General features: G+C 68.9%; 13 protein-coding genes. 6 read left to right on the plus strand and 7 right to left on the minus strand.

From position 1 onward, the window contains the following. Positions 1 to 75: 75 nt before the first annotated feature. Together ON34_RS27505 and ON34_RS27510 are read right to left on the minus strand one after the other, a co-directional pair. Positions 76 to 876 (minus strand): hypothetical protein, encoded by an 801-nt coding sequence (locus ON34_RS27505; protein WP_040784829.1) that lies wholly within the window; start codon positions 874 to 876, stop codon positions 76 to 78. A gap of 100 nt (positions 877 to 976) precedes the next feature. Further along, entirely contained in the window at positions 977 to 1,501 is a 525-nt protein-coding gene (locus ON34_RS27510; protein ID WP_040784830.1) for a lipoprotein LpqH, read from the minus strand. A 174-nt stretch (positions 1,502 to 1,675) separates the two neighbouring features. On the opposite strand from ON34_RS27510, the gene ON34_RS27515 reads away from it, so the two are divergent. The 5 genes from ON34_RS27515 (at position 1,676) to ON34_RS27535 (ending at position 7,439) form a co-directional block, all read left to right on the plus strand. Further along, positions 1,676 to 3,046 (plus strand): hypothetical protein, encoded by a 1,371-nt coding sequence (locus ON34_RS27515; RefSeq protein ID WP_040784832.1) that lies wholly within the window; start codon positions 1,676 to 1,678, stop codon positions 3,044 to 3,046. A 159-nt stretch (positions 3,047 to 3,205) separates the two neighbouring features. Next, entirely contained in the window at positions 3,206 to 4,225 is a 1,020-nt protein-coding gene (locus tag ON34_RS27520; RefSeq protein ID WP_040784834.1) for a hypothetical protein, read from the plus strand. 1 nt (position 4,226) lies between these two features. Beyond that, positions 4,227 to 5,753 carry a tetratricopeptide repeat protein gene (locus ON34_RS27525; protein WP_040784836.1) on the plus strand — a complete coding sequence of 509 codons (1,527 nt, stop codon included), beginning with the start codon at positions 4,227 to 4,229 and terminating at the stop codon, positions 5,751 to 5,753. Then, positions 5,750 to 7,012 (plus strand): CHAT domain-containing protein, encoded by a 1,263-nt coding sequence (locus tag ON34_RS27530; RefSeq protein WP_040784838.1) that lies wholly within the window; start codon positions 5,750 to 5,752, stop codon positions 7,010 to 7,012. Before ON34_RS27525 ends, ON34_RS27530 begins: the two co-directional genes overlap by 4 nt. A 214-nt stretch (positions 7,013 to 7,226) precedes the next feature. Then, the gene (locus tag ON34_RS27535) at positions 7,227 to 7,439 is read left to right on the plus strand and encodes a hypothetical protein (RefSeq protein WP_040784840.1); all 213 of its coding nucleotides are present in this window, start codon (positions 7,227 to 7,229) and stop codon (positions 7,437 to 7,439) included. 62 nt (positions 7,440 to 7,501) lie between these two features. Here ON34_RS27535 and ON34_RS27540 read toward each other — a convergent pair whose 3' ends face one another. From ON34_RS27540 to ON34_RS27560, 5 genes are all read right to left on the minus strand, one after another. Then, positions 7,502 to 7,906, minus strand: a complete 405-nt coding sequence (locus tag ON34_RS27540) for a nitroreductase family deazaflavin-dependent oxidoreductase (RefSeq protein ID WP_040784842.1) — start codon at positions 7,904 to 7,906, stop codon at positions 7,502 to 7,504. A gap of 197 nt (positions 7,907 to 8,103) precedes the next feature. Then, complete coding sequence (locus tag ON34_RS27545) at positions 8,104 to 8,400, minus strand: hypothetical protein (RefSeq protein ID WP_040784844.1); 297 nt, start codon at positions 8,398 to 8,400, stop codon at positions 8,104 to 8,106. A 108-nt stretch (positions 8,401 to 8,508) separates the two neighbouring features. Further along, positions 8,509 to 9,234, minus strand: a complete 726-nt coding sequence (locus ON34_RS27550) for an amino acid ABC transporter ATP-binding protein (RefSeq protein ID WP_040784846.1) — start codon at positions 9,232 to 9,234, stop codon at positions 8,509 to 8,511. Beyond that, positions 9,235 to 11,031, minus strand: coding sequence for an ABC transporter substrate-binding protein/permease (locus tag ON34_RS27555; protein ID WP_040784848.1), 1,797 nt, complete (start codon positions 11,029 to 11,031; stop codon positions 9,235 to 9,237). Between the two features lie 150 nt (positions 11,032 to 11,181). Next, positions 11,182 to 11,976, minus strand: a complete 795-nt coding sequence (locus ON34_RS27560) for an LLM class F420-dependent oxidoreductase (protein ID WP_040784850.1) — start codon at positions 11,974 to 11,976, stop codon at positions 11,182 to 11,184. A gap of 214 nt (positions 11,977 to 12,190) precedes the next feature. On the opposite strand from ON34_RS27560, the gene ON34_RS27565 reads away from it, so the two are divergent. Then, positions 12,191 to 13,273: an ABC transporter ATP-binding protein gene (locus ON34_RS27565; RefSeq protein ID WP_040785008.1), complete on the plus strand. Its 1,083-nt coding sequence runs from the start codon at positions 12,191 to 12,193 to the stop codon at positions 13,271 to 13,273. Positions 13,274 to 13,384 lie beyond the last annotated feature (111 nt).

Raw genomic sequence — 13,384 nt, forward strand, 5'->3', positions numbered from 1 at the left:
ATTCCCACTGGCGGTTAGGCGGATGTCTCGCCTTCACTCGCCCCCGCGCTGACGGAGTTCGTCGGACCGCCCACACTAGGCGTTCACCGGAAGGGCGATGACGACCTCGCTCTCGTTGTCGGGCAGATAGTGCGCCTGCACGACGCGCCCCATCTGCACCTGCCCCACACTGCCGGGGGCGAGGAACTTCGTCACCCGGGTGGCGAAGGTGGATCCGTCCGGCCGGGTGACCACCAGACCGAGTTCCACCTCGGAGTGACCCTCACGGATCGCGCCGGTGACCGACAGCGATTGCACCACCGCCTGGGTGGCGATGCCGCGCTCGGCGATGTCGAGCTTGTGCCGGGTGGTGATGCCCTTGCGGATCAGCGACTCGTTGATCACGTGCTGCGCGGCGGACGCGTCGCCGGACAGGTCGACCTCGACCTTGTCGGTCCGGTCGGGCAGGTAGCGCACCGGAAGCACCACGCCGGGGCGCAGCAGGGCCAGCTCGGTGAGCGGCACGATCAGCTTCGCCGACGAGTAGAAGGTCTTGCCGTCCGCGCCCTCCACGCTCAACTCGATGCGGACCTGCGGCTGGTCGTTGACGGTCAGCCCGGTCTCCCGCACCGAGCGGACCGTGCCGAGCCCCGTGAGCCCGGCGCGGAACTCGGCGCTGTTGCGGCCGGTGAACGCCGCGGCGATGCCTTCGCCCGTGAAGGAGAAGACCAGCGGCACCAGCGTGAACGCGAGAATCGGCAGCGCCATCTCGAAGCCGAGCCAGCCCATCCCGGAGGGCTCGTATTCGCTGGTGGGGACGTAGGTTACCGCGTGATAGACGTAGTAGCCGATCGCCGCGGCGCCGAGAGCGAGGGCGAGAACACGGATCTTTTTCATGACATTCCTTCGGTGATGAGAAGTTTCGGGATTCGCCGCCACCCGTCATCCCGGTGTGAAGACCGGGATGACGGGTCGCGGATCGGGGGGCATGCGGCGATCAGGCGCCGACGATGGACGAGCAAGCGAAGGTGATGTCGAACTTCGACGTCTTCGGACCCGCCAGCGGGTTGGTCAGGTCGGGGGCGCCGACGCCCTCGCCGGTGACCTTGTAGGTGTTGCCGTCTTTCACCAGCGTGGCCGAGCCGCCGGGCATGCCGTTGCCGAAGCCGACCGCGTAGGGCAGGCCGTTGTCGCCGCCCTTGCTGCCCGCGATCGCGACCGCCTGCACGGTGTCGGCGCCGGTGATGGTCGCGCTCACCGAGAGGTTGCCGTAGGCGGCGTTGTCGGTGTCGGTCAGCGCGAGCGCCAGCGTGCCGCCCTGCTTGGCGCAGGTGGTGGTGAACTTGGCCTCGAGCGCCTTGCCGTCGACCGACGCGATCGACTTGCCCGCCGGGGCCGCCGGGCCCGGCTTGGCCGAGGAAGGCGCGGGCGAGCTGCTCGCGTTGTCGCTGCAACCGGTGACCAGCAGCGCGACGGCGGCGGACGCGGCGAGAGCGGCGGAGGCGAAACGGATGGTGTTCATGGTCTGTCCTTGTGGTTCGTGGGCGCGGCGCCCTGGTCTTCGTTTCGTTCGGCCCGCGGTGCGAAGCCGATGAGAGAAAGTTAGAAACGATTCGCGCCCTACCGATCCCAGGTTTTCCGGTGATGCGGTCGGTGGAATATCCATTAACCTGGTGCAATGCGACGACCGCGCGCCATGGTGCTCGATGAGGTGTGGCGCAGGCTCGACGGCGTCGAGGCGCTCAGCGGCCCCCATGGCGGTCCGCTGCGCCGCACTGTGAAGCTCGTGCTGGACCCGCTGGTGATCCGGCCCGTGCAGCATCCGCTGTGCGCCGGGCCGATCCTGACGGCCGACGGCGCGGTGCTGCTCGAGGCGCGCATCCAGGCCGCGGCCGACGTGCTGCGCGCGACGGCGGCTTGGTTCACGGTGCTCAAGCAGGTGCGGCGGACGCTGCGGATCACCGAGGGGCATCCGCAGGATCTGTACTTTCAGCGCTGCTTCGAACTGGCGACCACGTCCGGTGCGCCGGATCCGGCGCGGGGGCCCGCCATCGCCGAGGCCGTGCTGCGCGAGATCCACGAGTACACCGCGGGGCGCACCACCCAAGCGCTGAAGGAGTACCTGAACGACCACACCACGGGCCAGGAGCTGACCGAGCTGCTCGATCTGGCCTGGCGTCGCCGCCCGCTGACCAGCCCGTCCGGCGGTGAGCACGCCGCCGAGGTGGACGCCCTGCTGGAAGCCTGCGCCGCCGCACGACTCGGTCAGGACGCGCCCGCTGCGCAGCCCGCACTGGATCGGCTGATCGGCGGCCACGCCGGTACCCACACGGGAATTCAGCTGTGGCGCAAAGAGTCCGACCCGTCGGCGCGGGAACTCGGACTCACCGCGCATCCGGTGCCGCGGCGCCCGGAGGTCGGCGCCTCCGCCTCGAAATCGACCCTGGGTCTGCCGTTCGATCGCAGCGTCTACGAGCGCGTCTTCACCGTGCTGCAGGCCTCCAGCGACCGCGCCGAGCTGCCGCCGATTCCGGAACTGGTCGACGCCGAGATCGCCAGGAGTTGTGCGCCGTGGGCACTGTTGGACGAGTCGTTGCGCGTCGCGGCGACGGCGGGTACGAGGCTGGCGCGCGGGCTGGCGCCGATTGATCAGCGGCACCGGCGAGCTGCGGGTCACTCGCGTCTGCGTGTGGCCGAGACCGGTTCGGAGACCGCGCGTTCCGCGGCGCACCAGGTCGTCAACGGCCGCTGGCAACGGGAGGCGTATGTGCTGCAAGCCCGTCGGCTGGTGGTAAACGCCGGTTCCGCCGAGCCGCCCTCCGGCCCGCTGGCCGCCATCGCCGCCGAGCTCACTACGCCGTGGCGGCCCTACCTGCGGCGGCTGTGGGTTCGCCTGCACGGCAGGGACGTCCGGGAGTACGCGATATCCGACCCCGACGAGCTGTGGGATCTGCTCGACGGCGTGGCGCGTTCGGTCATCCTCGACCATCGCACGCGGGTCAAGCGGGCGCTCAGTGTGCGGGCGGGCGCGGACGAGCCGGACGCGGCGGAATCGAAGGCGAGCTGATGAGCGAGCGTAGCGAGCGAACAATCAACACAGCCACGTTCGTGGTCATGGCGGAGCCGAGCGCCAGCGAGGCGGAGTCATGAGCGAGCGTAGCGAGCGAACAATCAACACAGCCACGTTCGTGGTCATGGCGGAGCCGAGCGCCAGCGAGGCGGAGTCATGAGCACGACCGTACGGATCCGGCATCGAGACGGCCTGTGGATCGTCGCCCCGGACGACGCGCCCACCGTCGTGGACGACACGGCCGGAATCGACGTGCTGGTGCTCGAAGTGGCGGGTGGGCATCTGACCTGGAGCCTGCTCGCCGGGCACGCGACCCCGGCCGCGGTGATCGATGACCGCTCGCTCGCCCAGGAATGGGTCTGGGCCGTTTACGGCCAGGAAGTATCTCTCGCCCTCGACGAATTGGACGCGGACACAAGGGAATACACCGTAGAACCCGCATTGCCCGACCTCGCGGCACGCATCTGGCGGCTCGCCTACGCCCGCTGGGCCGCGCGCTGGTGGCCCGCCTCCACCCTCGACGGCATCGCCCCCCTGGACGAGCACCTGCTGGAGGACGAGATCGCGGCATTGAGCGAGGAATGCGAGCTGATCGTCGACGGAGCGGACGTACTCGAGCAGACACCCGGCCGCGCCGAGACCCTGGGCCGCGCGGAGGACTACGCGCTGGCCGCCGGGCCGGTCGCGACAGTGGCACCCGGCGCCCTGATCTTGGCCAGGGGCACCGCGGGATGGGACTGGCGGCGCTGCCCACCAGGACTGCTCGATGCCTCGGAGCGCGCCGTGTCGTGGGAAGTGGTGCGCGCCGCGGGCGCGACGATCGTGCGGGTCAGCGCGGTCGCCGCACCGTTGTCGGCCGTGGATGTCCCGGCGCACCTGCATCCCCGTGCCCGCGTCCAAGCCGCCGACGCGGTCGACGTGCCCCTGATTCGCGACGGTGAACTCTGGCATGCGGAGACAGCCGCACCGGCCGGATCGGAGTCGGGTGTGGCCGTGCAGATCTACGTGCCCGGTGTCGGCGCGGACGAGCCGGAAGCGGATGCCGTCGACCGTCGCGCCCGGATCCGTGCGCTGGTCATGGCGCGGCTACGCCGCACGGCCGATGCGCCGGACAATCCCGTGGAAAGCCCGTTGCTCGCTGAAATCGCTGCTGCTGCCTCCGATTCGGACTTCTGATATGACCGATGAGACTCCGGACGACGGTCGCGAACTGCTCGCCACGGGCGCCGCGGCCTATGCGCGCGGCGACACGGCGGAGGCCAAGCGCCTCTTCGAGGACGCCGCGGACAAGACCACCGGCGACATCCGGCTAGGCGCGATCATCAACGCGGCCAGCATGGCCGACGAACTCGGCGATCACACCGCCTCGCTCGCTCTCTATCGTGCGGCGCTGGCCGAAATGCCCGAGCACGCACCGCGTTTGCGCCCGAACGCACTGGTCAACATGTCGCAGGCGTTGCAGCATCTCGGTGCGCTCGACGAGGCGCAGGAGGCACTGGAGCAGGCGCGGGCGTTGCTCGCCGACAACACCGACACCGACCTGGGCGTGCTCCGCGTGGCCTGCCTGCTGTCGTTGACCGCGGTCGCACTGCACCGCAAGAACTGGGCCTACGCCGCCGAACTGGCCACCGAGTCGCTGGAGGCGGCACGGCGTTTCGCACCGCAACTGGCCGGCCACCCGCTGATGAATCTCGCCGCGACCTACTTCGAGACCGGACGCCGCGATCTGGCCATCGATTTCGCGCGGCAGGCGCTGGAGGCGTTCGCGTCGGTGGACGACCGCAACGCGGTCGCCGAGACCGAACAGAACCTCGCGACCATGCTGATCCGCGTCGAGCGATACGACGAGGCGGAGGCTCCCCTGCGGTCGAGTCAGGAATATTTCGAGCGCGCCGGTCTCGGTTATCGCGCCGGAATCGGGCTCAAGACGTTGGGGTTCCTCGCCGAGGGCCGCGGCGATCTCGCGAGCGCGCAGGAATGCTACGGCCGGAGCTTGGCCTACTTCATCGAGTCCTGCGCCGTGCTGGACGCGGCCGACCTGCGCATGCGGCTGTCCACGGTGGCCTTCAAGACCGGGCGCCCGGCCGAGTGCGAGGAGCTGTTCGCCGCGGCATTCGCGACCTACGCCGAGCGCGGCCTCGGACTGCACTGCGCCCAGCTCGATTTCTGGCACGCGACGCTGTTGAACGACGCGATCGCCGCGTCCGAGGCGCCGACCGCGGAAATGCTCGCGCAGGCGGTCGGCCTGGCCGTTCCCGCGGCCCTGGCGATCGATGCGGTGCGCTACACCCTGCCCAACGGAACCCAGCGCGAGCAGTGGAACCGTCAGATCGCCGACCCCGCCATGCGGCTGGCATTCCGGTTCGCCTACCTGTCCGGCAACGGGCCACTGCTCGCCGATCTCATCGAAACCCAATGCGCTGGAACCAGCTTGGCGATCGACCGCTCCGAACGCGACCGGCCCGCGCGGTTGCCCCTCACGTTGTTCGAGGCTCCGCCGGAGTTCGACGACCATCCCGGCAGCGCCGCGCTGCAACTCGGCGCCGCCCTCGCCGAGGTCGCGGCCGGTGCGGGTCTACCGGTCGCGCCACCGCCGCGCCTGGCGCTGGCCGCGGAAGGCCGGATCGCGCTGGCGCCGTTCATCACCGCCGCCGAACAGCGCTACGGCCGGGTGATCCGCGACGATCGGGTATTGACGATATGACGCCGACGGTGGTCGTCCGCATGGCGGACGCGGGAGACGTGTACGTGTCGTGGCGGTGGGTCGGCGACAGCGCGCAGCGTGGCGCGAGCATGCTGCCGGAAGAACCCGCCATGCGGGCAGTGGGCATGCTCGCCGACGCGCTGCCACGACCCGGCGAGTCCGGTGGCCTCGAGCGCGCGCTGACCACCGGAGCCTTCGCCGACTATGAGCGCGAATACGCTGTGGCACAGGCACTTTCCCGGGCACTGCTGCCCTACGGTTTGGCCGCTCAGCTCTACGAATTGTGGCAGCGCGGCGTGCGTCCGCATATCCGGCTGCAGCCGTCGCCGCGTGTCGCGCAGGTGCCGTGGGAGTTGATCGCGCCGGACCGCGATGTCCGGCTGGTCGACATCGCGGACGTCAGCCTGCTCGCCCCGGCGAGCGTCGTGCAAGCGCCAGGGCGCATCGCGCGCGAATGGACGCGGACGCAGGCGAGTCCGGTGGTCGCGGTGCTGGACCCACGGGTGCCCGGGTTCCGCGCCGATTCGACGCTCGGCTCTGTGCTCGGCCGCATGACGGCCGACACCCCACTCGCGCAGCGCATCGCGGACTATGCCGGGCAGGGCAGGCTGCGGCCCGCGGTCGATGACCCGGTGAAGGTCTTCCGCCGCACCGATGTCGACCGCGCCTGGCTGGGCGCCACCTTGCGCGAGGGGGCCAGCCGCATGATCTACGTCGGGCACGTCACCGCGGCCGCGCCGGAATCCGGCCGCAGCGAGGACGCCGAGCTGCACCTTTCCTGCACGGCCGAGGCCGTCGGCTTCGCCGAGCCCACCCGCACGCACCGGCCGTTGTCGGCCAAGGATCTGCTGCTCGGCACACACACGATCGCCCCCGATCCCGTTGCCGGGCCGCACCTGTGGCCGATCCCGAGCCGGGTGGCGCTGATCGCCTGTGAAAGCGGCGGCGACCTGCGCTTCAGCGAAGCGCTCGGCCTGACCGCCGCGATGATCAGCGGCGGCGCCGAGCTGGTCACCGCGAGCAGGTGGCCGCTGCCGACCGACCTCGCCTTCCAGCGCATCGCGGGCGCGCCGCCCGAAGCCCACCCGCTCCAGCAGGCCATCTGCGCCATCGACGCCGCGCACGAACAGCCCGACCCGGTGTCCGCACTCGCCGAGTGGCAGCGCGCCCGATTGGCCGCCTGGCGCGACACCGGCGGAATGCAGCACTCGCCGGTGCTCTGGTCGGCGTTCGCGACCGTGTGCGCCAGCAAACCATAGATCATCCTTTCCATAGACCGCTCTACCTGCATCGCGGGCGCAAAAGTCCGACGAAAACGGGTATGCCGCTACTCATGCGCACCCGAATCCGGAGGCGGCACCATTCGGAGCTGGAGCCAGCTAGGCTCGGACTCCTTCAGCCACAGCGTGTTCTGACCAGGAGTAGCTACACCATTCGGATGACCGTCTCGACCGGCCACTGAGGAGCCAGCTCATGCGTTACTACGCCGTCTACGACACCGACGGGAATATCGCGACCATCCTCGGTCAACCCGACCACGCCCCTCCGCTGCGTCCCACGGGCCACCAGCTGACCGAACTGGCGGTTCCCGAGGGAGTCATCGAGCCGGTGGACCCGGGCAACCTGATGACGCTGCTCGAAATCGCCGCGAACTACCGCGGCGGCGCGTCGACGCCTCCCAACTGACGAGGTACCTGATCGCCGCCGCCGGATTGTCGCTGCGGCTGGGCAGGGAACCCAGGTGGACGTCAGGCCCGAGTGAGGGCGACCACCGGGATGACGCGCGAGGTCTGCATTTCGTGCTCGGCGAAGAACGGGTAGGTGTTCTTGAGCATGGCCCAGGACACAGCGCGGTCGTCGCCGGTGAGCGGGGTAGCCAGCGCGGGATAGGTCTCCTCGCCCACCTCGACGGTGACGCGCGGATTCTTCCGCAGGTTCAGGTACCAGTCCGGGTGCCGCGGCGCGCCGACGTTGGAGCCGACGACCAACAGGCGGTCGCCGTCGCGGTGGAACATCATCGGGGTGGTGTGCAGGGCGCCGGAGCGGCGGCCGGTCGTGGTCAACAGGACCAAGCGGTCGCGATGCATGCCCTCGATGTCGCCGCCCGCACGGAACTGAGCGATCGTCCGGCGATTGATTTCCTTGACGTCCATGGTTCACCTCCCTCGGATGTGGTGGACCAGGCTCAGCTTTCCCCCTGGACGCGCGCCGCGTCCGGAAAACGCGCGGATTGACGTCGCGACCTGTGCGTTCATCCGTTATGGGGAGCCGGTGCCGATCACCACCTGGGTGAACCGCAGCGAATCTCGTGTTCGTCGATCACCCGCCGCAGAACCGGGGCATCGACGAGTCAGTGTTCGTCGAAGTGACCGTCGTGGGCCGCGTGACGGTGACCGTCGTGGATGTAGTCGACGTGGTCACCGTGCTGGACGGCCTCGTGGCCGCAGTTGGGGCCGTGCTGATGCGGGTGATCAGCGCACTCGGTGTGCCCGGACGGCTCGCATTCGTCGTAGTGACCTTCGTGTTCGCGATGGAGATGACCGTCGTGGGCGTAGTCGGTGTGATCGCCGTGCTGGAAGGCGGTGTGGCCGCAGTCCGGGCCGTGGACGTGCTCGTGGCCGGTGTGCTGCTCATGCGCTGTGGTCATCGAATTCCCCTCTTTCCTTGCACGGATAGCTGGAATCGTGATGCACGATACATTAGCAGATGCGCATCAATAGAGATTGCCCTCGGTGTGCTGGGGCACGGGCACTGCTCACAGCACCTGGGAGAGGAACCTCTGCAGACGCGGCGTCCGCGGGTCGTCGAACAGCGCGTCGGGCGAGCCGGTCTCCACGACCTGCCCTTGGTCCATGAACACCACGCTGTCGGACACCGTGCGCGCGAAACCCATCTCGTGCGTCACCACGATCATCGACATGCCACCGGAGGCCAGATCGGTCATCAGTGCGAGCACCCCTTTGACCAGCTCGGGGTCCAGCGCCGAGGTGGCCTCGTCGAAGAACATGATCTCCGGCCGCATGGCCAGCGCCCGTGCGATCGCCACACGCTGCTGCTGGCCGCCGGAGAGGTTGGCGGGCCTGCTGTCGGCCTTCTCCGCCAATCCGACGATCTCCAGCTGTTCGACGGCAAGCGCCCTGGCCTCGTCCTTGGACAGGCCGCGCAGCTTGCGCGGGCCCAGCGCGACGTTCTCCGCCACTGTCTTGTGCGGAAACAGGTTGAAGTGCTGGAAGACCATGCCGATGCGCTGGCGCAGCCGGTCCGGGTTGTCGGTGAGCACGGACTTGCCGTCCAGCAGCACGTCGCCCTGATCCGGTTCGTACAGCCGGTTCAGCACCCGCAGCAACGTCGATTTGCCGGAGCCGGACGGCCCGATGACGGTGGCGGTCTTGCCCGCGTCGACATGGATATCGATGCCGCGCAGCACATGGTTGTGCCCGAGCGTCAAATGCAGGCCCGTGCCGGTGAGGGAGGCACTCATCTATCCGCGCCCTTCCGTGATCGTTGCGGTCTCGATCGGGTCGATCGGCCGGTCGGGACGTCCGGTGCGCATCCGGCGGTCGATGTAGTTCACCAGGTGGGTGAGCGGGACGGTCAGCAGCAGGTAGACCAGGCCCGCGGCGACCAGCGGCGAGAGGTTCCCGGTCTGCGCGTTGAGGTCGCGGCCGACCGCGAACAGCTCGCGCTGGGTGGCGAGCAGTCCCAGGAAGTAGATCAGCGAGGAATCCTTGATCAGGGCGATGAACTGGTTCATCAGCGCGGGCAGCACGCGGCGCACGCCCTGCGGGATCACCACCAGGGTCATCGCCTGCCGGTAGCCGAAGCCGATGGCGCGCGCCGCTTCCAGCTGACCCGCCTCGACCGATTGGATACCGGAGCGGAAGATCTCGCCGATGTAGGCGGAGGCGAGCAACGCGAGCGCGACGGCGCCGAGCCAGTACGGGTTGTTGCCGGTGAGGTTGCGCACCACCGGGCCGACGCCGAGACCGATCAGCAGGATGATCACCACGGCGGGCAGTCCGCGGAAGATGTCGGTGTACACCCGCGCGGGCCAGCGCAGCCAGCGGGTCCGGGAAATCCCCGCGACCGCCAGCAGCATGCCGAGCAGAGTGCCGAGCGCACCCGACACCACCGCGAGGATCAACGTATTCGGCAGGCCGGTCTTGAATAGATCGGGAAAAGCCTTGCGGTACAGCGACCAGTCGAAGAACGTGTCCTTCAACTGCCGCACCGTCGATTTCGGCGCGTTCTGCTGGGTCTCGCCCTGCTGCTGGTCCGCGGCGAGCGCGGCGAAGTCCGGCAGTTGCGGTGTGGGCGCGGCCTTGGAACCCGGCTTCCAGCCCGGCGGCAATTCCCTCGGCACCCAGTCGCTGTAGAGCCTGGCGTAGGTGCCGTCCGCGATCACCGCGTCCAATCCGCTGTTGAGCGCATCGATCAGGGGCTGGTTGTGCTTGGCGACCGCGTAGCCGACGAAGTTGTCCAGGCTGAACGTGTTCTGCGACACCGAGATACCGTCACCGGGCTTGATCGCGCCTTCGGCCTGGGCGGACGGCGCGACCCACGCGTCCACCTGGCCGGACTTCAGGTTGGCGTAGGCGGTGTTGTAGTCCGGGAACTTCACCGGGTTCAGGCGCAGCTGGTTCACCACGAACTCGTCCTGCACCGTGCCCTGCACCACGGCGATCCTGGTGGCGCGGTTGAGATCGGAAAAACCTTTGATAGCGGCGCCATTCGGCACCACCAGGGAGAAATAGCCGAAATCGTAGCCATTGGTGAAACCGACCAGCTGGCGGCGTGCGTCGGTGGTGGTGATGTTCGACGAGCCGACATCGAAGCGGCCGCCGGACACCTGGGCGAGCAGCCCGGCGAACTCGGTGCCGGAGAACTCCACTTGAAGGCCGAGCTTGGCGCCGATCGCCTTCAGCAGCTCGTTGTCGAAGCCGGTGAAGGTGCCCTGCCGGTTGACGCAGATGCTCGGCGGTGCGTCCGAGAGTGTGCCGACGCTGAGTTTGCCGGGCGTGATCAACCCGAGCTTCGAGACGTCGATCGAAGCCAGCGGCACGGTCGTCGCGGTGGTGTATCGGTCGGTGCCCGCGGTCGCCGAGGAGGCCAGGTTGGTGGGCGCGGCGGACGCGGCGGCCAGGCCCGGTGGTGCGCAGAGGTTGCGCTCGGTCGACGCGTCGTCCGATCCGGAACCGCACGCCGTCGCGCTCAGACCGACGGCAAGCAATATCACGGCGATCAGCGCACGAGACCGCACAGCGGGCAGAACAGCCATGACGGACAACCCTAGCCGCGGGAATTTGCTATTTCGCGGCTACCCCGAGGCCGCTACGGCGGGAATCCTTGGCCGCGCGGTGGTCGAGACTTTCGATCACGCTGATCCGAATGCCGCGCCGTCGCGGATCGGCCGAGCGGGCAATCCTGCTCAGGCGATTCCGCTGACGGGTTCCGGGTTGACTTCGTCGCGCCACCGGATGGCGGTTTCGAGCTCGCTGAGGTCGTAGTCCGGGCCGCTGACGCCGACGGTGAACGTCGTCACTCCCGCGTCCACGAAGCTCGCCGCCCTGCCCGCACCTGGCCATTGCACCGACCGCTCGATGCGCGCCTGGTCGGTGCCGAGCGCGGCGCAGTGGTCGGCGAGCACCTGGTTCTTGTGTGCGAGCAGATCGAGGTCGGCGAAGGTATGCCACATGTCGGCGTACTGGGCGACCAGCCGCAACGTCTTCTTCTCGCCACCGCCGCCGATCAGGATCGGGATGTCGCGGGTAGGCCGCGGATTCAGCTTGGGCAGCCGGGCGGTTATCCGGGCCAGGTTCTCCTTCAACAGGGCCAGCCTGGTGCCAGGGGTGCCGAAGTCGTAGCCGTACTGGTCGTAGTCCTTCTGGAACCAGCCCGCGCCGATGCCGAGAATGAGGCGCCCGCCGCTGATGTGGTCGACCGTGCGCGCCATGTCGGCGAGCAGGTCCGGATTGCGGTAGCCGCCGCCGGTGACCAGCGCGCCGATCTCCACCCGCTCGGTCTGCTCGGCGAACGCGCCGAGCATCGTCCAGCATTCGAAGTGCGCTCCGTCCGGGTTGCCGGTGAGTGGGAAGAAGTGGTCCCAGTTGAACACGATGTCCACGCCCGCGTCCTCGGACCGCAGCACCGCGTCGCGGATGAGCCCGTAGTCGGGCGCGTGCTGCGGCTGCAGCTGAACTCCGATACGAACTGGACGACTCATGCGTGCTCCTCGTCGCTCGGGCGGATTCCCCGATCGAGGCTACCGGCGCGGTCGGGTTCCCGCAGGCGGCGTTTGCGGCGCGTCGACGCGCCCGGTCGGCGGTACCTGCCGCCCGCGCACAACTCGCCCGCGCGACGCGCCGACCCAGTAGGATCGTCCCGCCCTTACTCGGATCGTCCGGCACGTTCCTGCCGGGATGGGATGTGAATTCGTCATGGCCACGGTGACCTTCGACAACGCGACGCGGCTCTACCCCGGCGCCGCCAAACCCGCGGTGGATCGGCTGAATCTGGAGATCGCGGACGGTGAGTTCCTGGTGCTGGTCGGCCCGTCCGGCTGCGGGAAATCGACCTCGCTGCGCATGCTCGCCGGGTTGGAGGACGTCGACGACGGCCGCATCCTGATCGGCGCGAACGACGTGACGCACGCCGAGCCCAAGGAACGCGATATCGCCATGGTGTTCCAGAACTACGCGCTCTACCCGCACATGACCGTCGCGGAGAACATGGGCTTCGCGCTGAAGCTGGCCAAGGTCGCCAAGGCGGAGAAGGAGAAGCGGGTCCTGGAGGCGGCGAAGCTGCTCGACCTGGAGCCCTACCTGGACCGCAAGCCGAAAGCGCTGTCCGGCGGCCAGCGCCAGCGGGTCGCGATGGGCCGCGCGATCGTGCGTCAGCCGCAGGTGTTCCTGATGGACGAGCCGCTGTCCAACCTGGACGCGAAGCTGCGGGTGCAGACCCGCACCCAGATCGCGCAGTTGCAGCGCAGGCTCGGCACCACCACGGTGTACGTCACGCACGACCAGGTCGAGGCGATGACCATGGGCGATCGCGTCGCCGTGCTGAAGGACGGCCTGCTCCAGCAGTGCGCCACGCCGCGCGACCTGTACCGCGATCCGGCCAATGTGTTCGTCGCGGGCTTCATGGGCTCCCCCGCCATGAACCTGTTCACCCTTCCGGTGACCGATGGCCGGGTCGAGCTGGGCGGGCATGCGGTACCGCTGCCGCGTTCGGTCGCCGACGCGGCGGGAAGCACCGTCACGGTCGGCATCCGGCCGGAACACTTCGACCTGGGCAACGGCTCCGGTATCGAGATGGAGGTCGACGTGGTGGAGGAGCTGGGCTCCGATGCCTACATCTACGGCCGTACCGTCGCCGGAGACGGCAACGGCGGCGCCGGGGAAACCATTGTGGCGCGCGCGGACTGGCGCAATCCGCCCGCGAAGGGCACCCGCCTGCGGCTGGCGACCGATCCCGAGCACATCTACTTCTTCGACATCGACGGCCGTCGGCTCAACTGAGCGCTGACCGAGCGACCCGCTCGCCGAAGGGCTCCCGGCGAGCGGGTTCGGCCGTCTATGTCGGTCGGCAACCCGGCCCGGATCGCGTCGAACGCTCGGCCGACCCGCGGA

Origin of the sequence: Nocardia pneumoniae NBRC 100136, assembly GCF_000308755.1 — a bacterium.
Classification (GTDB): domain Bacteria; phylum Actinomycetota; class Actinomycetes; order Mycobacteriales; family Mycobacteriaceae; genus Nocardia; species Nocardia pneumoniae.